The organism is Hamadaea sp. NPDC050747 (assembly GCF_040654195.1).
In the GTDB taxonomy this organism is placed as follows: Bacteria; Actinomycetota; Actinomycetes; order Mycobacteriales; family Micromonosporaceae; genus Hamadaea.
Genome location: NZ_JBFAHM010000024.1, coordinates 21,558 through 44,311, shown reverse-complemented (window position 1 = coordinate 44,311; position 22,754 = coordinate 21,558). Strand labels below are relative to the sequence as shown.

Annotated in this window: 22 protein-coding genes; 12 read left to right on the top strand and 10 right to left on the bottom strand. The window is 70.9% G+C overall.

Annotation, left to right across the window (positions count from 1 at the left end):
* The first annotated feature begins 226 nt into the window (after positions 1–226).
* From cmk to AB0H43_RS37575, 3 genes are all read left to right on the top strand, one after another.
* Positions 227–880 carry a (d)CMP kinase gene (cmk, locus tag AB0H43_RS37585; protein ID WP_360008048.1) on the top strand — a complete coding sequence of 218 codons (654 nt, stop codon included), beginning with the start codon at positions 227–229 and terminating at the stop codon, positions 878–880.
* A gap of 77 nt (positions 881–957) precedes the next feature.
* The gene (gene der, locus AB0H43_RS37580) at positions 958–2,280 is read left to right on the top strand and encodes a ribosome biogenesis GTPase Der (RefSeq protein ID WP_360008120.1); all 1,323 of its coding nucleotides are present in this window, start codon (positions 958–960) and stop codon (positions 2,278–2,280) included.
* A 25-nt stretch (positions 2,281–2,305) separates the two neighbouring features.
* Entirely contained in the window at positions 2,306–3,082 is a 777-nt protein-coding gene (locus AB0H43_RS37575) for a glucose 1-dehydrogenase (RefSeq protein ID WP_360008045.1), read from the top strand.
* A 7-nt stretch (positions 3,083–3,089) separates the two neighbouring features.
* Here AB0H43_RS37575 and AB0H43_RS37570 read toward each other — a convergent pair whose 3' ends face one another.
* Positions 3,090–3,830 (bottom strand): MBL fold metallo-hydrolase, encoded by a 741-nt coding sequence (locus AB0H43_RS37570; RefSeq protein ID WP_360008042.1) that lies wholly within the window; start codon positions 3,828–3,830, stop codon positions 3,090–3,092.
* Between the two features lie 87 nt (positions 3,831–3,917).
* Between AB0H43_RS37570 and AB0H43_RS37565 the strand changes: the two genes are divergently transcribed.
* Genes AB0H43_RS37565 through AB0H43_RS37555 form a run of 3 tightly spaced genes read left to right on the top strand, consistent with a single transcriptional unit; the run spans position 3,918 to position 6,814 of the window.
* On the top strand, positions 3,918–5,411 hold the full coding sequence (locus tag AB0H43_RS37565) for an NAD(P)/FAD-dependent oxidoreductase (RefSeq protein WP_360008040.1): 1,494 nt from the start codon (positions 3,918–3,920) through the stop codon (positions 5,409–5,411).
* Entirely contained in the window at positions 5,412–6,203 is a 792-nt protein-coding gene (locus AB0H43_RS37560; RefSeq protein WP_360008037.1) for a fatty acid desaturase, read from the top strand.
* On the top strand, positions 6,200–6,814 hold the full coding sequence (locus AB0H43_RS37555) for a TetR/AcrR family transcriptional regulator (protein WP_360008034.1): 615 nt from the start codon (positions 6,200–6,202) through the stop codon (positions 6,812–6,814). Before AB0H43_RS37560 ends, AB0H43_RS37555 begins: the two co-directional genes overlap by 4 nt.
* 28 nt (positions 6,815–6,842) lie before the next feature.
* Here AB0H43_RS37555 and AB0H43_RS37550 read toward each other — a convergent pair whose 3' ends face one another.
* Positions 6,843–7,337, bottom strand: coding sequence for a DUF6232 family protein (locus tag AB0H43_RS37550; RefSeq protein ID WP_360008031.1), 495 nt, complete (start codon positions 7,335–7,337; stop codon positions 6,843–6,845).
* Between the two features lie 67 nt (positions 7,338–7,404).
* Here AB0H43_RS37550 and AB0H43_RS37545 point away from each other — a divergent pair, with 67 nt between their 5' ends.
* Entirely contained in the window at positions 7,405–8,472 is a 1,068-nt protein-coding gene (locus AB0H43_RS37545; protein ID WP_360008028.1) for a hypothetical protein, read from the top strand.
* Here AB0H43_RS37545 and AB0H43_RS37540 read toward each other — a convergent pair.
* On the bottom strand, positions 8,408–9,298 hold the full coding sequence (locus tag AB0H43_RS37540; RefSeq protein WP_360008025.1) for an alpha/beta hydrolase: 891 nt from the start codon (positions 9,296–9,298) through the stop codon (positions 8,408–8,410). The genes AB0H43_RS37545 and AB0H43_RS37540 overlap by 65 nt on opposite strands.
* A gap of 160 nt (positions 9,299–9,458) precedes the next feature.
* Between AB0H43_RS37540 and AB0H43_RS37535 the strand changes: the two genes are divergently transcribed.
* From AB0H43_RS37535 to AB0H43_RS37525, 3 genes are all read left to right on the top strand, one after another.
* Positions 9,459–10,877, top strand: a complete 1,419-nt coding sequence (locus AB0H43_RS37535) for a glycoside hydrolase family 6 protein (protein ID WP_360008023.1) — start codon at positions 9,459–9,461, stop codon at positions 10,875–10,877.
* Positions 10,878–10,958: 81 nt separating this feature from the next.
* Complete coding sequence (locus AB0H43_RS37530) at positions 10,959–11,870, top strand: hypothetical protein (protein ID WP_360008021.1); 912 nt, start codon at positions 10,959–10,961, stop codon at positions 11,868–11,870.
* Positions 11,871–11,912: 42 nt separating this feature from the next.
* A complete protein-coding gene (locus AB0H43_RS37525; protein WP_360008018.1) occupies positions 11,913–12,263 on the top strand; it encodes a zf-TFIIB domain-containing protein in 351 nt (116 codons plus the stop codon).
* Positions 12,264–12,338: 75 nt separating this feature from the next.
* Here the strand turns inward: AB0H43_RS37525 and AB0H43_RS37520 are convergent, their stop codons facing one another.
* The 4 genes from AB0H43_RS37520 to ligD form a co-directional block, all read right to left on the bottom strand.
* Positions 12,339–13,343: an alpha/beta hydrolase gene (locus tag AB0H43_RS37520; protein WP_360008016.1), complete on the bottom strand. Its 1,005-nt coding sequence runs from the start codon at positions 13,341–13,343 to the stop codon at positions 12,339–12,341.
* A gap of 191 nt (positions 13,344–13,534) precedes the next feature.
* A complete protein-coding gene (locus AB0H43_RS37515; RefSeq protein WP_360008117.1) occupies positions 13,535–14,176 on the bottom strand; it encodes a response regulator transcription factor in 642 nt (213 codons plus the stop codon).
* A gap of 11 nt (positions 14,177–14,187) precedes the next feature.
* Positions 14,188–15,402, bottom strand: a complete 1,215-nt coding sequence (locus AB0H43_RS37510; protein ID WP_360008013.1) for a histidine kinase — start codon at positions 15,400–15,402, stop codon at positions 14,188–14,190.
* A 223-nt stretch (positions 15,403–15,625) separates the two neighbouring features.
* Entirely contained in the window at positions 15,626–16,870 is a 1,245-nt protein-coding gene (gene ligD, locus AB0H43_RS37505) for a non-homologous end-joining DNA ligase (RefSeq protein WP_360008010.1), read from the bottom strand.
* Positions 16,871–16,914: 44 nt separating this feature from the next.
* On the opposite strand from ligD, the gene AB0H43_RS37500 reads away from it, so the two are divergent.
* The gene (locus tag AB0H43_RS37500; protein ID WP_360008007.1) at positions 16,915–18,684 is read left to right on the top strand and encodes a heparinase II/III family protein; all 1,770 of its coding nucleotides are present in this window, start codon (positions 16,915–16,917) and stop codon (positions 18,682–18,684) included.
* Between the two features lie 89 nt (positions 18,685–18,773).
* On the opposite strand, the gene AB0H43_RS37495 is transcribed toward AB0H43_RS37500, so the two are convergent.
* From AB0H43_RS37495 to AB0H43_RS37485, 3 genes are all read right to left on the bottom strand, one after another.
* Complete coding sequence (locus tag AB0H43_RS37495) at positions 18,774–19,736, bottom strand: RNA polymerase subunit sigma-70 (RefSeq protein ID WP_360008004.1); 963 nt, start codon at positions 19,734–19,736, stop codon at positions 18,774–18,776.
* Positions 19,737–19,747: 11 nt separating this feature from the next.
* Complete coding sequence (locus AB0H43_RS37490) at positions 19,748–20,149, bottom strand: SgcJ/EcaC family oxidoreductase (RefSeq protein WP_360008001.1); 402 nt, start codon at positions 20,147–20,149, stop codon at positions 19,748–19,750.
* A 112-nt stretch (positions 20,150–20,261) separates the two neighbouring features.
* Positions 20,262–21,947 (bottom strand): DHA2 family efflux MFS transporter permease subunit, encoded by a 1,686-nt coding sequence (locus tag AB0H43_RS37485; protein WP_360007998.1) that lies wholly within the window; start codon positions 21,945–21,947, stop codon positions 20,262–20,264.
* Positions 21,948–22,057: 110 nt separating this feature from the next.
* Here AB0H43_RS37485 and AB0H43_RS37480 point away from each other — a divergent pair, with 110 nt between their 5' ends.
* Entirely contained in the window at positions 22,058–22,711 is a 654-nt protein-coding gene (locus AB0H43_RS37480; protein WP_360007995.1) for a PadR family transcriptional regulator, read from the top strand.
* Positions 22,712–22,754: the final 43 nt, after the last annotated feature.

The following is a 22,754-nucleotide window of genomic DNA, read 5'->3' as shown; positions in this document are numbered from 1 at the left end:
CGACCAGCTTGCCAAATGCCCCAAGAACGTCGGCTGCCGACGACCTTGGGATGGAGTGGCGGTGGGACGCAGCTGACCCGTCCGAGCGCTGCTTTCGGCGTATCAGAAAGGGACATGAGGAGATGTCCGGCACGTTCCGGTGGCCTGACGCGGACCTCGCGGCCGGGACCGGGCAGAATGGGACGGTGGAGCGGCGATGGGCCGCGAGCGGAAGCGGGAGGCAGGCGTGACGCAGACGCTGGTCGTGGCGGTGGACGGACCGTCCGGATCGGGCAAGTCGACGGTGTCGCGCCGGCTCGCGACGAAGCTGGACGCCCGCTACCTGGACACCGGGGCGATGTACCGGGCCGCCACCTGGGCCGTGCTGCAGGCGGACGCGCAGCTGACCGACCCGGACGGCATCTACAAGATCGTGAGCGCGGCCGCCCTGGAGATCGTCACCGATCCGGCCGCTCCGTCGATCAGCGTCGACGGAGTGAACGTCGACGGCCCGATCCGGGGGCAGGAGGTCACCCAGGCGGTCTCCGCCGTCGCAGCCGTCCCCGCCGTCCGCCAGCTCCTCGTGGACCTGCAGCGGCAGATCATCGCCGAGGCGGGCCGCATCGTGGTCGAGGGCCGGGACATCGGCACCGTGGTCGCGCCCACGGCCGACCTGAAGGTCTACCTGACCGCCTCCGAGCACGCGCGGGCCGCCCGGCGCAGTGCCGAGCACGCCGCCGACCACGCCGCGACCGCCGCCGACCTGCGCCGCCGCGACCACCTCGACTCGACCCGCAAGACCGACCCGCTCAAGCAGGCCGCCGACGCGGTCGTCCTGGACAGCACCGAGCTGGGCATCGACGAGGTCGTCGCCGAGCTGCTGCGCCTCCTCGACAAGTGAAGGCTCCTGGAGTGACAACTGTGTCCGAAGATTTCGAGTGGGTCGAGGACGTCGGCTCCGCTGACGGTCCCGCGCCGGTGAACCCGGTGGTCGCCGTCGTCGGCCGCCCCAACGTCGGCAAGTCGACGCTGGTCAACCGCTTCATCGGCCGTCGCCAGGCGGTCGTCGAGGACAAGCCAGGGGTCACCCGGGACCGGGTGGCCTACGACGCGTACTGGAACGGCCGTCAGTTCACCGTGGTGGACACCGGCGGCTGGGAGCCCGACGCGAAGGACCGCGCGGCCGCGGTCGCCCGGCAGGCGGAGATCGCCGTCGAGACGGCCGACGTCGTGGTGTTCGTGGTCGACGCGACCGTCGGGGCCACCGACGTCGACGAGGCCGCCGTCCGCATGCTCCGGGCCAGCCGCAAGCCGGTGATCCTGGTCGCGAACAAGGCCGACAACAACGCGATCGAGGTCGAGGCGACCAGTCTGTGGTCGCTGGGCCTCGGCGAGCCGCAGCCGGTCTCCGCCCTGCACGGCCGGGGATCGGGCGACCTGCTCGACGCCATCCTCGCCGCGATCCCGGAGGCGCCGGCGATCGTCGAGGACCGTCCGCGCGGCCCGCGCCGGGTGGCCCTCGTCGGGCGGCCCAACGTCGGCAAGTCGAGCCTGCTCAACAAGTTGTCGGGCGAAGAGCGCTCGGTCGTCGACTCGGTCGCCGGGACCACTGTGGACCCCGTCGACTCGCTGGTCACCGTGGGCGGCGAGGTGTGGCAGTTCGTCGACACCGCCGGGCTGCGCAAGCGAGCCGGGCAGGCGAGCGGCACCGAGTACTTCGCCTCACTGCGGACGCAGGCCGCCATCGAGGCCGCCGAGGTCGCCATCGTGCTGCTCGACTCGAGCGAGGTCATCAGCGAGCAGGATCAACGACTGCTCACCATGGTGGTCGAGGCCGGTCGGGCGCTGGTCATCGCGTTCAACAAGTGGGACCTCGTCGACGCCGACCGTCGCTGGTACCTCGACAAGGAGATCGAGCGGGAGCTCAAGCGCATCCCGTGGGCGGCCCGGATCAACGTCTCCGCGCGGACCGGGCGAGCCGTCGAGAAGCTCGCTCCTGCGCTGCGGACGGCGTTGGCCAGTTGGGAGCAGCGCATCCCGACCGGGCAGCTCAACCAGTGGCTGACCGCGCTGGTGCAGGCCACGCCGCACCCGGTGCGAGGTGGCAAGGCGCCGCGAGTGCTTTTCGCGACGCAGGCGGGGGTGGCTCCGCCGCGCTTCGTCGTCTTCTCCACTGGACCGCTGGACGCCGGATATGTCCGGTTCATCGAGCGGCGGCTGCGCGAGGAGTTCGGCTTCGAAGGCAGCCCGATCGACATCTCGGTGCGTACGCGTCGTGAGGAGCGGGCGAAGAAGCGCTGACGGCTGGACCTCTAGGCTGAGGTCCATGACGGACGCCGCTCTTCCTCGCTTCGACGTACGCGATCAGGTCGCCCTCGTCACCGGTGCGGCCCGAGGCCTCGGCCGGGCGATCTCGCTCGCGCTCGCCGAGGCCGGCGCCGACGTGGTGCTCGGGCTGCGGGACGTGACCGCCGACGGCGGGCTGGCCGAGGAGATCGCCGCTCGCGGGCGGCGTGCGCTGCGGGTGCAGATGGACGTGGCGCGGATCGACCAGATCGAACCGGCCGTGGCCGCAGCCGTCGCAGAGTTCGGCCGATTGGACATCCTCGTCAACAACGCCGGGATCGCGCCGGAGAATCTCGCCGAGAACGTCGTCGAGGCCGACTTCGACCGGACGCTCGCGGTGAACCTCAAGGGCACCTTCTTCGCGAGCCAGGCCGCGGGCCGGGTGATGATCCGGCAGGGCTACGGGCGCATCGTCAACCTCGGCTCGCAGGCGGGCATCGTGGCGCTGCCGGGCGAGGCGATCTACTGCATGACCAAGGCGGCCATCGCGCACTTGACGAAATGCCTCGCCGTGGAATGGGGGCGGTACGGGATCACCGTCAACGCGGTGGCGCCGACCTTCGTGCGTACGCCGGGCACCGCCGAGGTGCTGGCCGACGAGAAGTTCCGGGCGGATGTGCTGGAACGGGTGGCGGCGTTGCATCGCATCGGCGAGCCGATCGAGGTCGCCGGGGTCGTGGTCTTCCTCGCCTCCCCGGCCGCCTCCCTCATCACCGGGGAGACCGTCGTCATCGACGGCGGCTGGACCAGCCGCTAGGGACCGGTCAGAACTCGATCGCCAGTCCCGGGGTGGCGACGCCGATCGGGCCGGAGAAGTTCTGCCGGGCCGCCGCCCGGGCGGCGTACGGGTCGGTCCCCGGTTCGAGGTGCGTGAGCAGCATGCCGCGGACGCCCGCCTCGGTCGCCTGCGCGGCCGCTTCGGCGGCACTGGTGAGCATGCCTTTCGCGTCGTCCGGCACGGCTTCGGCGTACGTCGCCTCGGCGACCAGCAGCTGAGCCTCCCGGGCCAGGTCGACGACGGCTTGACCGGGACCGCCGTCGCCGGTGTAGACGAGGGCGCGGTCGTCGGCGGTCAGGCGTACGCCCGCGTTGGGCACCCAGTGCGGCAGCAACGCGGTGACGGCGTGGAACGGGCCGATCTCGAAGGCGTCCCCGGCGGTGAATTCGCGGATGTCGGCGTACTCGTCGAGCCAGCCGGGCCGGTCCAACGCCATCACCGCGTCGATCGCGCCCGGTTGCGTGTAGATCGGCAGCGGGGCGGCGGCCGGGCTGCCGATCGCTCGCGCCCGCAGCAACGGGTTGAGGTCCGAGCAGTGGTCGGGATGCCCGTGCGTGATGTACACGGCGTCGACCTGGTCGGCCGCGATGTGGGTGAGCAACTGCGGCAGCGTGGCGTAGCCGAGGTCGAGCAACAGCCGGAAGCCGTCGTGCTCCACGAGGAACCCGCTGCAGGCGGAGGCCGGTTCGGGCCACGCGCCGCAACCTCCGAGAACGGTCAGCCGCATGCCCCGACCATAGCCTCCCACCGAAGAACCGGCCGCTCGGGAGGCCTGATATTGACAAAGGCACAGCCGTGAGGTCACTCTGAACACATGTTCAGAACGGATGTTCAGAACACCGATGTGGCCATTGTGGGCGGTGGGCTGGCCGGCATGGCGACCGCGTTACGGCTCCAGGCGAGCGGTCTGTCCACGGTGCTCTTCGAGGCGCACGGCCACCTCGGCGGCTGCGCGGGCTACTGGCGGCATCGGGGCTTCTCGTTCGACGTCGGCGCGACCACGCTGGTCGACTTCGAACCCGGTGGGGTCGGCGCGGAACTGCTCGACAGCGTCGGCGTACCGGCGATCGAGGGCGAGCACCTGCCCGGCTACGAGGTCTGGCTGCCGGACCGGACGGTCACCCTCCATCGTGATCCCGCCCAGTGGCACGCCGAACGCCTCGCCAAGTTCGGCGACGACGCGGACCACCAGGCGTTCTGGGCCGAACTGGACCGCCTCGCCGACGTCTTCTGGCGGGCCAGCCGGGCCGGCGTCAAGCTGCCCATGCGCCGACCGGCCGACGTGCTGCACAACCTGAGGGCGGTCGGGCTGCGTAACGTCGGCGAGGCGCGGCGCCTGCGGGAGACGCTCGCGCAGGCGATGCGGCGGCATCGGGTCGACCAGGACCAGGCGTTGACGACCCTGCTGGGCATGCTCGTCGAGGACACTGTGCACAGCACCGTCGAGCGCGCACCGCTCATCAATGCCGCGCTCGGCATCACGATCCGCGGGGCCGGCCTGACCAGGCATCACGGTGGCATGCACGGCTTCTGGCGTACCCTCGTGGCGCGCTATCGCCAGCTCGGCGGCCGGGACCGGACCGGGACGCGGGTCCACCGCGTGCGCCAGGGTTTCCAGATCGAGACGAGCCGGGGGGTCACCCGCGCAGACCAGGTGGTGCTCGCGGTGCCGGCGCCGACCGCGCAGGCGCTGTGCGGCGGCCTGCCGGTGGCCCGGCGGCTGACCCGCTACCTGGAGCGGGACCGGGGGGAGCTGGGAGGGGCGGTGATCGTCTTCCTGGGGGTCCCCGAGGCGGAGGTCGGCGGCCACCGCCTCACCCATCACCAGTTCTGCGACGACTACGCGCGGCCGTTCGGGGACGGCACGAACATGTTCGTCTCGGTGTCCGCGCCCGGCGACACGCTCAGCGCGCCGCCGGGGCACCGCGCCGTCATGATCTCCACGCACACCTCGCTGTCCGCCTGGTCCAGTCTCGACACCGAGGGGTACGCCCAGCGCAAGAAGGAGATCGGCGAGCGGTTGATCACTCTGGCGCGGCGGGCCTACCCGGCGTTGGGGCAGCGGGCGGTGGTGGCCGAGGTCGGCACCCCGCGCGCCTTCGAGCGGTACGCCTTCCGCCCCGGCGGCGCGGTCGGCGGCCCGCATCAGAGCCTGCGCAACAGCAACCAGTACGCGATCCCGCACGACCTGGGCGGCCGGGGACTGTGGCTGGCCGGCGACTCGACGTGGCCCGGCCTCGGCACCGTCGCCTGCGTCCTGGGCAGCCGGATCGTCGCGGACGGAATCCTCCGGGAAAGGCGGCGGTAGATGAAGTTGCCCACGATGCGAGAGCTGGGCGAAGATCTGCTGGTGACGACGCCGTCCCAGCGCATGCTCGCCCTGGCCCGGCCCTATGTGGGGGTGGCCGCCTTCGCCGCCGCGGTGTGGCTGGGGCTGTGGTGGCTGACGCCGCTGATCGTCTTCGGGATCTTCGTCGCCGTGGTCACGGTCACGCACGACGTCGTGCACCGGACGCTCGGCCTGACCGAGACCGAGACCGATCGCTGGCTGTTCGCGCTCGGCCTGGTGCTGCTGGAGTCGGGGCACGCGTACCGGATCACGCACCGGCAGCATCACCGGCTCTTCCCGAGCCCGGACGACCCCGAGGGCTACCCGGCGAACCTGTCGTTCCTCGGCGCGGTCCTGTATGGACCGGTCTTCCTGGTCCGGCTGTGGCTCTGGGCGTACGGCCGGTCGGGCCGGCGCGACCGGATGTGGCTGCTCGTCGAAGCCGCCGTCCCGGTCGCCGCGGTCGTAGGTGGAGTCCTGCTCTGGCCGGTCACGCCCGGACTGCTCGTCTACGCGATCCTGGCGATCGTGGGGAGCTGGGTGTATCCGCTGCTCACGGTCTACCTGCCGCACCACGGCTACGGCGACGAACCGGTCCAGCAGACCCGCACGCTGCGCGGCCGGATCATCCCCGCGATCTTCCTCGAACTGACCTACCACCTCGAACACCATCTGTATCCGCAGGTGCCGAGTCATCACCTGCCGGAACTCGCGCGCCGCCTCGACCCGTACCTGGCCCGCGCGGGCGTTCAACCGGTGGCGGTGCCATGAGCTCAGGTCCCCGGATCGCGGCCCGGGAGCGCATCCTGCGAGCCGCGATCCTCGCGCTGTCCAGCCACGGGTACGCCGGGACGACCGCCCGGTCGATCGCCGCCCTCGGCGGGTTCGCCCCCGGCGTCATCTACTACCACTTCGCCGACCTCGACGAGGTGTTCACGGCGACCGCGGCGTACACCAGCGAACAGCGCGAGGAGCGCTACCGCACGGCGCTGGCCGACGTGACCAAGGCGGTGCCCCTCATCGAGAAACTGCGCACCCTGTACGCCGAAGACGCCGAATCCGGGCACATCGAGGCGGTCCAGGAACTCGTCGCGGCCGCCCGCCCGGGATCCCCGCTGGCGGCCGCGATGGCGGCGCAGACGCGGCAGTGGGAACTGCTCGCGGAGGAGATCCTGAGCCGGCTGCTGCGCGGCAAACCGTTGGGGCGCCTGGTGAACGTGCCGACCGCCGCCCGCGCCGCCGTCGCGTACTACCTGGGCATGCAGACGCTGACACACCTCGACGGCGACTCCAGCCGGCCGGAGGCGGCGTTCGGTCAGGCGGCCCGCCTGGCCGCCGCGTTCGACAAACTCCCCACCCTCCGCCGCCGCACCCCCCGCTGACCGCTCCCTGTCCCGCCCCTCCCTGTCCTCATTCCTGCTGATACTCCACGGCGCGCTCGATCGCGCGATAGATCTTGGCGTAGCGGGTGTAGTCCTCGAGGCGTAGGAGCAGCAGCTCAGTTCCGGCGGCGGAGGCCCAGATCTCGTACACCGCGTCGCCCTTGTCGTAGCTGTCGTCGACGCGGTGCAGCATCCACTCCCAGATCGCCCAGCCGAAGCCGCCCAGCATGAGCACGAAGGCCAGCAGTAGGAGGGTGTTGCGGGGGAGGTGGACGCCGCCGACGTTCGCCTCCGTGTACGCGGCCGACACGAAGGCGATGAGGATGACGAGCCCGATGATCCCGGCCAGCGTCATGATCGTGTTGAGGACGCCGCGACCGGCGGTGCGACTGCGTACGCGCCAGGTCGCCGCGCTTTCGGCATGCCACACGTAGTCGAGGTCGGACAGGCGCCAGCGCCGGTCCTCGATCTGCAGGTACGCGGAGGTCACCACGACCGTCGCATCCCGATAGAACGTGATCATGGTGGCCTCCGGAGGGCTCGCCCTCACGGTACGGGCCGGTCGCAAGCCGAGCTGCCACACTGGTCGGGTGCGGATCACGGCGGCTCTCCTGACCTTCCTGCTGACGGCCCTCGTTCCCGGGGCGGCGGCGCTCGTCCCGGGGGTGGCGTACGCCGAGCCGGGGGAGATGTCGGTTGCGTGCGTCGTGAACGACGACCGGGTCAGCGAGCTGTCCGGCCTGGTGGTGACCGCGTCGGGGTACATCGCGATCAACGACTCGAACTGGGATCCCTCGGCGATCCGGATCTTCTACCTGGACAAGAAATGCAAGCTCACGAAGTCGATCGGCTATCCGGCGGCGGCGCGTGATCCGGAGGATCTGACCCTGGCGAAGGACGGCACGGTGTGGGTCGCCGACGTCGGGGACAACTACAACGCCTCGGTACGCCGGAAGACGGTCGCGCTCTGGAAGCTGGCGCCGGGGGCGAAGAGCCCTGTGATCCATCGGTTGGCGTACCCGGACGGGCCGCATGACGCGGAGACGTTGCTGCTGGCTGCGGACGGTACGCCGATCATCGTGACGAAGGAGTTGAGTGGGCGGTCGGAGATCTTCGTGCCGACGGGGCCGCTGGTGGCGAAGGCGGCGGACGGTGTGCCGTTGAAGCGGGTGGGGTCGGTGCGTCTGCCGGATTCGCAGACGCCGAACTTCCTGGACAGCATCGGCCGACGGCTGGTGACCGGGGGAGCGGTGTCCCCGGACGGCCGGCACGTCGTTCTGCGCACTTACGCCGACGCGTTCGAGTGGGACGTGGTCGACGGCGACATCGTCAAGACGCTGACCGACCAGGAGCCGCGGGCGACTCCGTTGCCCGACGAGCAGCAGGGCGAGGCGATCGCGTACACGCCGGACGGGTCGGCGTTCGTGACGGCGTGCGACGAGCCGGCGGGCCCGACGACGCTGCGCCGGTATGTTCCGGCGGCGCGGCCGTCGCCGTCTCCGCCGGAGGATCAGAAGTCCGGTGATCAGGAGCAGACGCTGGCGGGCGACGACGGTGGCCGGCCGGGGAATCGGCTGATGTTCGCCGTGGGGATCACCGGGCTGGCGCTGGTGCTGTTGGGGGTCGTCGGAGTGGTGCTGCGCCGGCTCGCGCGCTGAGCCACTCGGCGGCCGGCCCGAAGATGCGCGGGTCGGCGAGGACGCCCCGGTGGCCCAGGCCTTCGGTGATGACCAGTTCGGAGTGCGGGTAGGCCTGGTGCAGCCGGTGTGCGTGGTCGACGCCGACGAAGTCGTCGTCGGCGTCGTGGAGGATCAGCAGCGGCTGGGTGACGTGTTCGGGCTGGTGGTCGCTGCTGAGCCGGGTCCAGATGTCGTCGTCGCCGAGGAGCTTCTCCAGCCGTCGCCGGACGTCGTCGGTCACCGGCGGGCGGAGCCGGAGTCGCCGGGCGAACTCCGTGAGCAGGTGGCCGAAGTCGGCGATGCCGCTGACCGTGACGATCGCGTCGGCGCGTACGCCGGTGCGCAGGGCGTGGAAGGCGGTGAGGACGCCGAGGGAGTGCCCGGCGATGCCGCGGAAGTCGCCGTGGCGTTGCTGGATCGCGTGGACGAGGCGGGCGTACTGCGGGACGGTGGTGCTGTCGCCGCCGGAGTCGCCGTGTCCGGGTGCGTCAACGGCGATCGCGGTGTGGCCACGTTTGGCCAGTTCGGTGGCGAGGGCGGCGAATCGGCTGCCCCGGGAGGACCAGCCGTGCAGGAGCAGGACGGGCCGGTCGCCGTCGCCCCAGCGATACCCGGCGACGCGTAGGCCGTCCACCGTGTAGTCCTCACGGACGGCGGCGGCGTGGGCGGCCTGCTCATGGGGGTGCACGCGGGCGCGGCGGACGGGCCGGCGGAACAGTTCCCAGGCCAGTCGCCGGGCCAGCGGCGGCGCGGTCACCGACAGGGCGTCGAGCAGACGGCCGGTGAGCTTGATCGCGGGGGTCATGCGCGGAGCGTAGCAATAAATAAGACCGACCGGTCGGTTAGGTATCTCACATCGCAGGTTATTGAGGGAGTTGACTCTTTCCCAATCTCGATGTTGCCTTTAGATTGGTCCGGGAGCGCTCCCACGCCCATGGGAGTGTCCGTCCATGAAGGAGAATCCCGTGCACTCGTCCCCCCGCACGAGGCTCGCGGCGATCATCGCCGCCGCGACGGCCGCCCTCGCGGCCACCGCCGTCGGCCTGCTGGCCGGCGGTGAACCGTCCTACGCCGGTACGCTCACCGGCACCTTCTACAAGGACCCGAACAGCAAGGTCCTGCAGTGGCTGGCGGCCAACCCCAACGATTCCCGGGCGGCCCTGATCCGGGACCGGATCGGCGCCCAGCCGCAGGGCAGATGGTTCGCCAGCTGGAACCCCAGCACGATCCAGTCCGAGGTCTCGGCGTACGTGGCCGGGGCCGCCTCGGCCAACCAGATCCCGCTGGCGATCGTCTACGAGATCCCCAACCGCGACTGCGGTGGCGCCAGCGCCGGTGGTGCGCCGGACTTCACCCAGTACCGCTCGTGGGTCGACTCGTTCGCCCGTGGGCTCGGCACGCGTACGGCGGTGGTGCTGCTCGAGCCGGACTCGCTCGCCCTGCAGACCTGCCTCAGCAGCACCGAACTGGCCAACCGCAACTCGGCGCTGGCGTACGCGATCAGCACGATCAAGGCGAACAACCCGAGCGCGAAGGTCTACCTGGACGCCGGGCACTCGGCCTGGAACAGCGCCGCCGATCAGGCACAGCGGCTCGTCAACGCCGGCGTACGCAGTGCGGACGGCTTCTACAGCAACGTGTCCAACTTCCGCTGGACCGCCGACGAGATCGCGTACGGCAAGAACGTCCTGAACGCGATCGGGTCGGCGAACCTGCACCAGGTGATCGACGTCAGCCGCAACGGCAAGGGCCCGAACGGCAGCGAGTGGTGCGACCCGTCCGGCCGGGGCGTCGGCGTGCCGCCGACCACCAACACCGGTGAGGCGACCGTCGACGCGTTCGTGTGGGCCAAGCCGCCGGGCGAGGCCGACGGGTGCGCCGCGTCCGCCGGGACGTTCGTGCCCGATCTGGCGTACCAGCTGGCTCTGAACGGGGTGGTCCCGACCGCGACCGCGACGACCAGCCCGAGTTCGAGCCGCAGTGCCAGCGCGAGCCCGAGCGCCAGCACGAGCCCGAGCGCGAGCACCAGCCCGAGCGCCAGCCCGAGCGCCAGCACCAGTCCCACCGGGAGCACCTCCTGCTCGGTCGCCTACCGGGTGGACAGCCAGTGGAACAACGGTTTCACCGCCACGGTGACGATCACCAACCGCGGCCCGGCCATCAACGGCTGGACGCTGACCTTCACGTTCACCGGCAGCCAGATCATCACGAACTCGTGGAACGCCGGGGTGACCCAGTCGGGCACCGCGGTCACCGCGAAGGACGCCGGCTGGAACGGCTCGCTGGCCACCGGCGGCACCGCGAGCTTCGGCTTCCAAGCGACCTACAGCGGCACCAACGGCACGCCGACCGGATTCAAGCTCAACGGCGTGGCCTGCTCCTGATCCTTCCGTCCTCTCCGGAAGAATGCGGCGTAACCTGCGAGATCCGCAGGTCACGCCGCAATCTGTGCCACGGGGGTCCTCATGCGCATCCGCGCCGTCACGCTGGCCGTCGCCAGCCTCATCGCCATCACGCCGGCTCAGGCGTTCGCCGCCTCGCCGCCGGACCCGATCGCCTTCATCCGCGGCGGCGACGTCTGGGTGCGTACCGCGGCGAAGACCTTCCAGGTCTCCAGCCAGGGGCACGCCGCCTGGCCGCGGCTCTCGCCCGACAAGACGGAGATAGCGTACGCCGAGAGCGGCAACGTCACGGTCGCGTACATCGGGGCCGGGCCGGAGAACGTCTACCGCACGGAATTGACGCATGGCTTGGACGCGGGCGGTCCCGCCTGGTCACCGGACGGGCGGTTTCTGGCGTACCGGGCCGGGGGTGTCTACAGCGGAATGCTGACGATCCTGCGCCTGGCGTCGGCCGAGAGCGGGCGCCTCACCGTGGCGGGCCGGGAGACCAAGGCCGCCCCGCGGGCCGGCTTCGACCAGCTCCGGCTGGCCAACACGCTGGACTGGTCGCCGGACGGCAAGTCGATCGCCTTCCCGGGTGGCGACTGCTGGGGCATCTACGACGACTGCCTGACGGTGCTGGACCTGGCGGCGAACAAGGAGACGACCATCGTCGCCTGGGGCGGCGGCGGTGCGGAACTGTCCGGGTTCGCCACCACGCCCCGGTTCAGCGGCGACTCCCGCAAGTTGTTCTGGACGCAGCAGGAGGACGTCATCGACCAGCCCGACCCGAGCCCGCTGCGGGTCTACGGCTACAACCTGGCGACCGAGCAGCGCTGGCAGGTCGGCGCCGACGGCGACACCACGCCGGTGCACCTGGGCGGAGGACGGTTCGTCGTCACCGCCCGGCACGCCGGGGCGAACTGGGTGGCCTTCCTGAGCGGGACCACGCACACCTGGCTGGTCCTGGGCGAGCAGGCCGACGCCAGGCGCTGATTTCACAGGCGACTCCCAGGCCGGGCCGCTAGGGTGACTTGGATGCAGCAGATGACCTGCCCGAAGTGCCAAGGCGCGATGCGCCAATACGAGCGCAGCGGGGTGGTGGTGGATCAGTGCTCCGAGTGCCGGGGAATCTTCCTCGACCGCGGTGAGCTGGAGAAGCTCGTCGACGCGGAGAACTCGTTCTACGGCCAGGCCCCGCAGCCCGCGCAGACCCAACCGCAACCGCCGCAGTATCAGCAGGCTCCTCAGCACCAGCAGCAGTATCAGCAGCAGCACTACCAGCAGCCGCGATACGAGGAGCGCCGATACGGCAGCGACGGCTACGGCCACGACTACCACCACAAGAAGAAGAAAAAGCACAGCTTCTTCGAGGAGCTCTTCGACTGACCCGACTCAGCCGACTAAGCCGGGTCGGCCTGTCGACGACGTGCGATCCTGAACCCCGGGCCGTGTGCCCGGGGTTCAGGCGTTTCTGATCACCTCCGCCAGCGCGACCAGCGTCAGCGACCCCGGCACGAGGTAGCCGTCGTGCCCGTCGACGTTGCCGGTGGGCAGCAGCCGGGCGCCGTAGGCGTCGCCGGTCGGGTCGGCGCCGTGGCCGAGCCCGGCCACCCGGATGCCGGGGATCCAGCCGATCCAGTCGCTGTCGGCGCGGGCGGCCCAGAGCCGGGCGGTGGTGTGGAAGCCGTCGCCGAGGCCCGGCGAGGCGAGGACGGCGATGTCGGTGACGGTGGGACCGAGGTGCGGTGCGGCCAGTCCGATCACGACAGTGCCGTAGCTGTGCCCTACGAGGATCACCTTCGCGGCCGGATTCGTCACGGCCAGCCCTTCGACGAACTTCGTCAACGCGGCCGCTCCCGCTTCGGCCCGGTCCTCGCGGACGGCGGCCTTGCCGAAGCCCTCCGGTGGGTCGTATCCGAGCCAGGCGACCACGGCCGTGCCGGGATCGTCGACCGCGTCGGCCACGGTCCGGGCCTGGACGGCGGGCGCACGCCGGGCGACTCCGCCCAGACCCCGGTCGAAGTCGGCCAGCGTGGTGTCGCTGCCCGGCACGATGACGACGATGCGCCGGGCGTTCACGAGGTCGCCGACGACCTCGACCGCGCGGCCGTCACCGGCCGGGTCGTACGCGAGGAAGGTGCGCTGGTCGGCCGAGCGTCGCAGGGCCGAGGTGGCGGTGAACCGCAGGGACGCGGGCGCGCCGTCGAGCGCGGCGACCACTTCGGGATGGCGTAGGGCCAGGGCGGTGCGCTGAGCCGGGTTGAGCGCGGCGAAGAACTCGGCGACCTCCCGAGGACTGGCGGTCGCGGGATCGAGCCCTAGAGTGGCCGCGTCGGCCCGCCACCCGGCGGTGTCGGGCGCGGGCAGCGTCGCCTCCTCGGCGGTCAGCAGGGGAGCGCCGAGCGCCGACAGCACCGGTACGCCGAGCGCGGTCAGGGTGAGGGTGAGGGTCTTGACGACTGGCATGCGGCTGACGATCGCCGTCGACCCCGGCCGGGTGCGTCACACCCCGGAGCCAACTGCGCTGTAGTCCCGCAGTGCTACCCGGATCCCCTGCGGGGGTGTTGATCGTTGCGTCAGCCATGTCGTTACGCCGGACATTTTGCCACGCGAAACAGCATGGCTGGCGCAATGATCACGCCAAAGGGAGAGGAGGGTCACGCCGAGCCGGGGGTGACCAGGCCCGACTCGTACGCCACCACGACGGCCTGCGCCCGGTCGCGCAGATCCAGTTTGGCCAGGATCCGGCCGACGTGCGTCTTCACCGTCTGCTCCGCCACGACGAGCCGAGCCGCGATCTCCTGATTGGACAGTCCTTGGGCGATCAGGGCCAGCACCTCGGTCTCCCGGGCGGTCAGGCCGCCCAACGACGGGGGAGCGGTGCGCTGCTGGTCGGGTCGCCGGGCGAACTCCTCGATGAGTTTGCGCGTCACCGACGGGGCCAGCAGCGCCTCGCCGGCGGCGACGACGCGTACGGCGTGGACGAGTTCGGCCGCCGGAGCGTCCTTGAGCAGGAACCCGCTCGCTCCGGCGCGCAGCGCGGCGTACACGTATTCGTCGAGGTCGAACGTCGTCAGCATGAGCACCCGCGTGCCCTCCGCGACGACCAGCGGTGTCGCGGCGAGCCCGTCCATCCGGGGCATCCGGATGTCCATCAGCACCAGGTCGGGGCGCTGGGAGCGGACGAGCGCCACCGCCTCCACGCCGTCGGCCGCCTGCCCGACGACCTCGATGTCCGGCTGCGCGCCCAGCAGCGCCGCGAACCCTTCGCGCACCATCTGCTGGTCGTCGACCACCATCACGCGTACCGTCACTCCGCCTCCCCCACCGGCAGCGTCGCCGCCACCTCGAAACCGCCGTCGGCGGTCGGCTCGGCCCGCAACGTGCCGCCCAGCACCAGCGCCCGCTCGCGCATGCCCAGCAGGCCGTGGCCGCTGCCGCCGAGCGTCGCGGGCTCCGACCCCGGCTCATTGCGTATCAGGAGATCGAGAAGACCACCGTGGACCTGGACGGTCACGTGGACCTGAGTGCCCGCGGCGTGGCGGGCCGCGTTGGACAGCGCCTCCTGGACGATGCGGTAGGCGGCGAGGCCGGTCGCGGGCGACACGTCGCCGTCGAGCGTGAGGTCCGCCTCGATGCGCAGGCCCGCGTTCCGCGCGGTGCCGATCAGCTCGGGCAGGTCGGTCAGCGCGGGCTGCGGGGCGCGTTCCGGCTCGCCCGGACTGGTACGCAGGGCGCCCAGCATCCGCCGCAACTCGACCAGAGTCTGCCGGGCCGACGCCGCGACCTCGATGAACTCCGCGCGGGCCGAGTCGGGCAGCTCCGGCAGCCGGTATGGGGCGGTCTCGGCGCGCACCGCCAGCAGCGACATCGAATGCGCGACCACGTCGTGCAGCTCGCGGGCGATGCGGGCACGTTCCTCGAGCAGCGCGCGCCGAGCTTCGGCCAGCTCGCTGCGCTCCTCCTGGACGTGCAGCTCGGCCTGGGCGCGGCGGCGGACCTGGACCTGCTCGCCGAGGATGACGACGGCCACCACCAGCAGGGTGGCGCTCGCGCCGTTGGCGGTGGGCACCAGCGACCACAAGAGGACGCAGGTGATCACGGTGGACCAGAGGGTGACGCCGAACGGCGCGCGCAGCGACACATAGAACAGCACGATCAGCGCGACCAGGACCTGCGTCACCACCCAGGGCCAGGCCTCATTGCCGGCCCGGGCATAGGTGCCGAGGACCAGTCCGACGGCGGTCAGCCGCCACGCCCACACCGGCTTGACCCGAACCAGCAGGATCGGCGCCATGACAAGGAGGGCCAGCCCGGCGGCCACCAGCCCTTCCAGATGACGATTGTCCTGATAGAACCGCTGAGTGACCGCGGTCAACCCGATCCAGGCCAGCAGGCCGACCGGCCTGAGCAGTGGGGTGAACCAGCGACGCTTCACGGGCCGCCGGATCGGCGCCGCGGACGGGTCCGGGCCCCACACCGTCCGCAGCAGGTCACGGGCCGCACGGGCGAGGAAACTGCTCATCACCCGCAGGTTAACCGTCGCCCGCCCGCACCGGCGTCACACCCGGGAGCCACGCGGCCCTAGTCCTCTGGTATGACGCCGCGCTTTCCGCCTTGGGCGCTTTCCGCTTCGGGCGCTTTCCGCTTTTGGCGCTTTTCCGCTTTGGGCGCTGGATCAGGGATCCCGGTCGAATCATGGCGCAAGATTCGACCCAGATCCCTGATCCAGCGCCCAAGAAGCCGTTTCAGTCGGTGGCGGTCCGGCGCGGATCGACCAGCCCGGCCCACGGGTTGTAGTCGACCTCGAGAGGCTCCTGCTCCGGGCGTTGCGCCTCGGGAACGTGCTGGAGGTTGACGCGGATGCGGTACCAGACCGAGCTGCGGCCGCGCATCCCGTCGACCAGCACGTCCGGCGGTTCGAGGAGCGCGGCGACGTCGGCGTGCCGTTCCTTCCACCGCTCGAATCCGGCCAGTGCCTCGTCCTTGGTCTTGGCGCGCGCGATCTCGATCAGCGGCATCGTGGACTGGCGACGGCCGTCCTTCGACGCGCCGCGCGGCGGTTTCTCGGCCGGGCCGAGCTTCTTCGCCAGGTCGAGCAGCCCGTCGAGGCCGCCGGCGGTGTCCTCGATGCCCGTCCAGGGGTCGCCGCGTTCGGCGAAGCGCGGGCCGACGGTGGCGACGGTGAAGTCCGACGGGCGGCAGCCGGGCACCTCGTCCCAGGTCAGCGGGGTCGAAACCCGCGCGTCCGGCGTCGGGCGCACCGAGTACGCCGAAGCCACCGTGCGGTCCTTGGCGTTCTGGTTGAAGTCGACGAAGACGCCTTCGCGGTCTTCCTTCCACCACTTGCTGGTGGCCAGGTCGGGTACTCGGTTCTCCACCTCGCGGGCCACCGTCTCGGCGGCGAGACGCACCTTCGGGTACGGCCAGTCCGGGCGGATGCGGGCGTACACGTGGAAGCCGCGGGAGCCGGAGGTCTTCGGCCACGCCGTCAGCCCGTGGTCGGCGAGCACCTCCCGGGCGACCAGGGCCACGTCGACGATCTGGCCCCATTCGACGCCCGGCACCGGATCCAGGTCGATGCGCAGCTCGTCTGGGTGGTCGAGGTCCTCGGCCAGCACCGGATGCGGGTTCAGGTCGACGCAGCCGAGGTTGATCACCCAGGCGAGGCCGGCCGCGTCGCGGACGACGACTTCTTCAGCGGAGGTGCCGGAGGCGTACTTGAGTTCGGCGACCTCGATCCAGTCCGGCCGGGTGGACGGCGCCCGCTTCTGGAAGAACGCCTCCTGATCGAGGCCTTTGACGAAACGTTTGAGGATCATCGGCCGGCCGCGTACGCCCCGCAGGGCGCCGTCGGCGACCGTCAGGTAGTAGCGCACGAGGTCGAGCTTGGTGAGGCCGGGTTCGGGGAAGACCACCTTGTCGGGATGGGTGATCGTCACCTCGCGCCCGACCGAGCCGACCTGGATCTCCAACGTCTGCGACGCCGCCATGTGCCCACCATACGCATCACGATCGAGGTGTAGAGTCCGTCCGCATGGCGGAAAGCGTTTTCCAACCGGTACCCGGCCAGCTCGCGTCCCTGCTGCGCGACATCGAGGCGGCCACGCGCGACGAGTCGCCGCTGCCGGTGCTCGGCTTCGCGGCGTACAACGACTTCTTCCTGACCGGCAACCGCATGCGGTACGAGAAGCTCTACTTCCAGCGGCGCGCGCGGCTCAACGCGCTGGCCGTGCAGGCGCTGCTCGACCCGGCGGCCGACGTGAGCCGGCTCGCCGACGTGCTGTGGGCGGTCTGCGACGAGTACACGTGGGCGCTGCCCGCGCACATTCACTACGGTCAGGGCTTCGGCCCTGACCAGACCCTCGACCTGTTCGCCGCCGAGACCGCCCACGCGCTCGCGGAGATCGTCACCGGTCTCGGTCCGCGCCTGGATCCGCTGGTCGCCCACCGGGTACGCACAGAGGTCGAGCGTCGTGTGCTGGTCCCGTTGGCCGATCCGCGGCCGCTGGCGTGGGAGGGATTCGGCAACAACTGGGAATCCGTCTGCGCCGGAGCGGCCGGCATGGCGGCGATGCTGCTGCTGCCGCCCTCCGATCGCCGGACGCTGATCCTGGACCGCTGCGGGAAGGCGATGGACCGGTTCCTCGCCGGCTACGGCGACGACGGCGGCTGCCCCGAAGGCGTCAACTACTGGGTCTACGGATTCGGCTACTTCGTCTACTACGCCGCGATGCTCCACGAGCAGACCGGCGTCGACCTGCTGGACGATCCCAAAGTCGCGCAGATCGCCGGGTTCCCGCCGCGCGCCGCGCTCGGCGGTGGGGCGTACGCCCCGTTCTCCGACGCGGACGAGCACCCCTGGCTGCCCGCCGGCCTGCTCAGCCTGCTCGCCGACCGGTTCGGCACCGCGCCCGCGACGGTGATCCCGTCGTTCCACGACGACCACTGCTACCGATGGGCGCACCTGGCCCGCACCTTCGCTTGGTATCGGCCTTCGGACGTGGTCTCGCCGCCGGCCGACTCGGACTTCCTCCCCGACCTGGCCTGGGCGGTGGACCGTGGTCCGACCGCCGTGTTCGCCGCCAAGGGCGGGCACAACGACGAGCCGCACAACCACGTCGACCTCGGCGCGTTCCTGCTGCACGTACGCGGCCGCACCGTGCTGGCCGACCTCGGCGCGGGGGAGTACACCCGGTCGTACTTCAGCGAGACCCGCTACGACCACCTTCATCCGTCGGCGCGTGCGCACTCGATCCCCGTCGTCGACGGACAGCTGCAACTACCCGGCCGAGCCCGGCTCGCGACAGTCGTCCGGCACGAGGTGCTGCCCGACGGGATAGCCTTCGACCTCGACCTGACGGCGGCGTACGAGGTCGACGGGTTGCGGCGGCTGGTCCGCCGGTTCCGGTGGTGGCGTACCGGGCGGCTGGAGCTGACCGACGAGGTCGTCGCCGACCGCCCGCTGCCGCTGACCGAGGTGTTCGTCAGCCGATACGCCCCGGCCGTCGCCGACAACGCGGTCACCTGGAACGACGCGGTGACGCTGTCGCTCGGCCCCGACTCGGCGTCGGGCTCGGACTCGGACCGCGGGTCGGACTCGGACCGCGGGTCGGGCTCGGACCCGGCGTCGGGCTCGGAGCGCGCTTCGGCTGGGCGGGCTCGGCCGGCGTCCGGGCCGGTGGAGGTCGACGTCGTCGAGGCGACCGACCATCACGGGCGGCCGGACACGGCGTACCGGGTGCTCGTGCCGGTGACCGCGCCGGCGGGGGAGTCGGCACACACCTTTACGTTCATCGTCCACTGAGGCTGGCCGCGTGATCTCCGGAGGCTGACGTACCTCACCGGGCACCGGTTGCGTACGTCAGCTTCCGGAGATCATCGGAATCGGCGCTGTCACCCGGCGAGGACGGGCGGCAGGTCGAACGCCGCGAACACCTCCGGATGCTGGAAGACGTAGGTGTGCGCGATCCGCCCGTCCCGGACGGTGAAGACCTGCAAGGTGTGCAGCCGCAGCACACCCTCCTCGTCGGCGCAGTACGCGGCCATCGCCGGTTGGGTGTTCGCGCCCACCGGCGCCATCCGCCACACCCGGCCGCGCATGTCGTAGACGCGCGCCATGAACCGGCCGTAGTCGGCGGCCCCGCGGAACCACAGCGGCACCGGCGGCATCTCCAGGACGACGTCCGCGCTGAGCAGCTCGATCAGCCGGTCGACGTCGGCCGCCTCGAACGCCTCGACATAGCGGTCGACGGTCCGGCGTACGCCGTCCGCCGGTTCGGCCATCTCCTCGGCGACCGGCCCGGCGGCCGACAACCCGGCGCGGGCGCGCTGCAACGCGCTGTTGACCGCCGCCGGTGAGGTGTCGAGCAGCCGGGCGGTCTCGTCGGCGCTGAAGTCGAGCACGTCCCGCAGCACCAGCACCGCCCGCTGGCGCGCCGGGAGCAGCTGCAGCGCGGCGACCAGCGCCAGCCGCAGCGTCCCCCGGCGGACCACCGCGCCGGCCGGATCGTTTCCGGCCGGATCGCCCAGCCGGGCGTCCGGGAACGGCTGCAGCCAGGGGACGTCGAACGCGGGGATCAGCGGCGCCCGCGGATCGTCGCCCGGTGCGCCGAGCCCGGCCGGCAACGGCCGCCGGGACCGGCCCTCGAGCAAGGTGAGGCAGGTGTTCGTCGCGATCTTGTAGAGCCACGTGCGGACGGACGCGGTGCGCTCGTCGTAGCGGTCCCAGGCTTTCCAGGCCCGCAGGAACGTCTCCTGCACCGCGTCCTCGGCCTCCGGCATCGAGCCGAGCATCCGGTAGCAGTGCACCAGCAGCTCCCGGCGATGCGGCTCGGCCCGTGTCTCGAAGTCCGGCACGTGCTCACTCCCTACAGGTGGACCGGCGCGTTGGCGTACGCCGCGATCTTCCAGTCGCCGCCGTCGCGGACGAAAACCCAGGTGGCGTGGCGTTCCCGCTCGGCGGCCAGCGTGGTCTCGCCCGGCATCAGCGTGCCCGCGTGGCTGACCACGATAGCGGTGTCGCCGGTGATCCGGATCTTCTGCGGCACGTCGACGCCCTGCGTACCGGCGAGCCGGCCGGCGAACGCGGCCGCCATGAACTCGCGGATCGCCTCCCGGCCGTCGTTCAGCAGGCCGGGCATGACGACGGTGGCGTCGGCGGTGTAGAGGTCGGCGAACGCGTCGGCGTCGTGCGCCGACCACGCCTCGTACATCCGGCCGAGCACGGAACGGATCGCGGCCTCGTCGGTCGCGACAGTCGTGGTGGTCATCGTGATGATCCTTCCGGTACGCCACGGTGGCCCGGGGTGGGCCGGTGAAAGTGGACGTCCGGATATACCGGCGGGGCGACGAAAACTCATCGCCCCGCCGGAAGAAGATTTCTCAGGAGTCGACGCGGGTCGTCTCGGGCGAGGCCGCGCCGGTCGCCGTAGGAGCGGGTGGAGTCACCGCCTTGCCGTTGTTGCGGACGAACAACACGGTCAGCGCCGCCAAGCCGAGCACGATCAGCGGCAGCACCATGGTGCTCTTCATGGCCGCGGTGAAGCCCTCGTGGAACGTCTTGAGGGCCAGCTCGACGATGGCCTGCGGAGTGTTGGGCGGCAACGAGGCTCCGCTCTGGCCGGCTCCCACTTCGAGGCTGCCGGAGCTGGCGTCCTTGAAGGCGTCGATGAACCGGCTCTGCTGCTCCGCCGGCAGCGCGGTCGCGTTCTCCTCGGCGCTGCTGGTGAGCTGGGTGACCAGCTGGTTCTGCAGCAGCGCGCCGACGGCCGCGGAGCCGATGACGCCGCCGAGCTGGCGGGTGGTGTTGATCATGCCGGAGGCCGCTCCGGCCACCTGCGGCTGGATGTTGCGCATCGCGATGGTCTGCAGCGGCGCGAACGTGCAGCCGAGGCCGAGCCCGGCGACGAGCAGGCCCGGGATCAGGTCGCCGCGGTTGGAGTTCACCTGGGCGGAGAAGACCACGATGCTCAGGCCGACGACCCACAGGCTCAGGCCGAAGAAGAGCACCCATTTGCCGCCGGTCTTGTCCGACAGCCGCCCGGCGAACGGCGCGACGACCATCGAGACCAGCGACATCGGCGCGACGGCGAGGCCCGCTTGGAGCGCGGTGAGGCCGAGCACCGACTGCAAGTAGATGATCAGCGGCAGGAACAGGCCGAGCATGCCGAACGCGATCGCCGCCACGACCCAGTTCATCAGCGAGAAGTTGCGGTCGGCGAAGATCCGGAACGGGACCAGCGGCTCCCGGTCGCGCTGGGCGTACTGCTGCCACAGGAAGACGGCCAGGACGATGACGCCGGCGCCGATGATCTCCGGGATGGTGATCGGGCCCCAGGCCGCGCCCCAGTCGTGCGACTGGCCTTCGATGAGGCCGTAACAGATGAGGAACAGGGCGAGGGTGATCAGCAGGGTGCCGACCCAGTCGAGCTGGTGTTTGCGGTTCAGCCGCAGGTCGGGCATGACGATGACGGCCATGATCAGGGCGATGATGCCGACCGGGACGTTGACGTAGAAGATCCAGCGCCAGTCCCAGTTGGTGACGAGCCAGCCGCCGAGGGTCGGGCCGGTGATGGTGGCGACGCCGGCGACCGCGCCCCAGATGCCGAAGGCGGCGCCGCGTCGCTCCGGCGGGAAGATCACGGTCAGCACGGACAGGGTCTGTGGTGTCAGCAGCGCGCCGCCGACGCCCTGGATCACCCGGAACGCGATGAGCTGACCCGGGTTCTGCGCGAGACCACACGCCGCCGAGGCCAGCGTGAAGATGATCAGGCCGAGGATGAACAGCCGTTTCGCACCGTAGAGGTCGCCGAGGCGGCCCGCGGTGATGAGCAGCACCGCATAGACCAAGATGTACGCGTTGAGGATCCAGAGGATCTGATCGAGCGAGGCGCCGAGCCGGTCGATCATGTCCGGGATCGCGATGTTCACGATCGTCGTGTCCAGCAGGATCATGAAGAACCCGAGGCAGAGTACGCCGAGAATGAGCCACGGGCTGTGCTTGGTCGCCGGCGGCTGGCCGGGTCCTGAGGTCATGGTCGTGGTCTCCAGTCGAAGTGTGATCTCCACCCGTAGCCTCGTCCCGCCGGGCTCAAACGTCCAGGGATTCGCCAATGTTGCTCACTCTTACTCGCCAACGTATACTCGCCAACGAGTATCCCGAGAGCAGGGGGCGGGCGATGGCGAAGCGGCGCAAGGTCGGCAACATGCTGGCCCTGGCGATCCTGGCCAACCTGCTCGCCAAGCCCATGCACCCTTACGAGCTGGCGACCGAGTTGCGGGAACGCGGCAAGGACCGGGACATGCCGATCAAGTGGGGCTCGCTCTACACCGTCGTCGGCAACCTGGAGAAGCACGACTTCATCCGCGCGGTCCACAGTGAGCGGCAGGGCCTGCGGCCGGAGCGGACGGTCTACGAGATCACCGACGCCGGCCGGGCGGAGCTGACCGACTGGCTGCGGGAGATCGTCGGCGTCGCCGAGCGGGAGATCCCGCGGTTCGAGGCGGGGCTGTCGCTGATCGGCGTACTGCCGCCGGACGAGGTGGTCGCATTGCTGGAGCAGCGGCTGGCCGACTTGACCGAGCAGCTCGCGGCGGCGCAGGCCACACTCGACGCCGCGCCCGTTCCCCGGATCTTCCTGCTGGAGGCCGAATACGACCTCGCCGTACGCCGAGCCGAGGCCGATTGGATCGAAGGGCTGCTCGGCGAACTGCGTGACGGCACGCTGCCGGGCGCGAAGCAGTGGCGGGAGTGGCACGAGAACGGAGCCGACCCGAGCAAGCTGCTGAGCGTCATGGAGGAATTGACGGCCGAAGGGAGACCGGCGGCCTGACGAAAAGCGCCCCGGCGCGGTGCTGCAACACCTCGCCGGGGCA

Coding starts and splice junctions, on each gene's coding strand:
- AB0H43_RS37575 (WP_360008045.1), top strand. CDS start 2,306: ATGACGGACGCCGCTCTTCCTCGCTTCGACGTACGCGATCAGGTCGCC.
- AB0H43_RS37570 (WP_360008042.1), bottom strand. CDS start 3,830: ATGCGGCTGACCGTTCTCGGAGGTTGCGGCGCGTGGCCCGAACCGGCC.
- AB0H43_RS37565 (WP_360008040.1), top strand. CDS start 3,918: ATGTTCAGAACGGATGTTCAGAACACCGATGTGGCCATTGTGGGCGGT.
- AB0H43_RS37560 (WP_360008037.1), top strand. CDS start 5,412: ATGAAGTTGCCCACGATGCGAGAGCTGGGCGAAGATCTGCTGGTGACG.
- AB0H43_RS37555 (WP_360008034.1), top strand. CDS start 6,200: ATGAGCTCAGGTCCCCGGATCGCGGCCCGGGAGCGCATCCTGCGAGCC.
- AB0H43_RS37550 (WP_360008031.1), bottom strand. CDS start 7,337: ATGATCACGTTCTATCGGGATGCGACGGTCGTGGTGACCTCCGCGTAC.
- AB0H43_RS37540 (WP_360008025.1), bottom strand. CDS start 9,298: ATGACCCCCGCGATCAAGCTCACCGGCCGTCTGCTCGACGCCCTGTCG.
- AB0H43_RS37530 (WP_360008021.1), top strand. CDS start 10,959: ATGCGCATCCGCGCCGTCACGCTGGCCGTCGCCAGCCTCATCGCCATC.
- AB0H43_RS37525 (WP_360008018.1), top strand. CDS start 11,913: ATGCAGCAGATGACCTGCCCGAAGTGCCAAGGCGCGATGCGCCAATAC.
- AB0H43_RS37520 (WP_360008016.1), bottom strand. CDS start 13,343: ATGCCAGTCGTCAAGACCCTCACCCTCACCCTGACCGCGCTCGGCGTA.
- AB0H43_RS37515 (WP_360008117.1), bottom strand. CDS start 14,176: ATGGTGGTCGACGACCAGCAGATGGTGCGCGAAGGGTTCGCGGCGCTG.
- AB0H43_RS37510 (WP_360008013.1), bottom strand. CDS start 15,402: ATGAGCAGTTTCCTCGCCCGTGCGGCCCGTGACCTGCTGCGGACGGTG.
- ligD (WP_360008010.1), bottom strand. CDS start 16,870: ATGGCGGCGTCGCAGACGTTGGAGATCCAGGTCGGCTCGGTCGGGCGC.
- AB0H43_RS37500 (WP_360008007.1), top strand. CDS start 16,915: ATGGCGGAAAGCGTTTTCCAACCGGTACCCGGCCAGCTCGCGTCCCTG.
- AB0H43_RS37490 (WP_360008001.1), bottom strand. CDS start 20,149: ATGACCACCACGACTGTCGCGACCGACGAGGCCGCGATCCGTTCCGTG.
- AB0H43_RS37480 (WP_360007995.1), top strand. CDS start 22,058: ATGGCGAAGCGGCGCAAGGTCGGCAACATGCTGGCCCTGGCGATCCTG.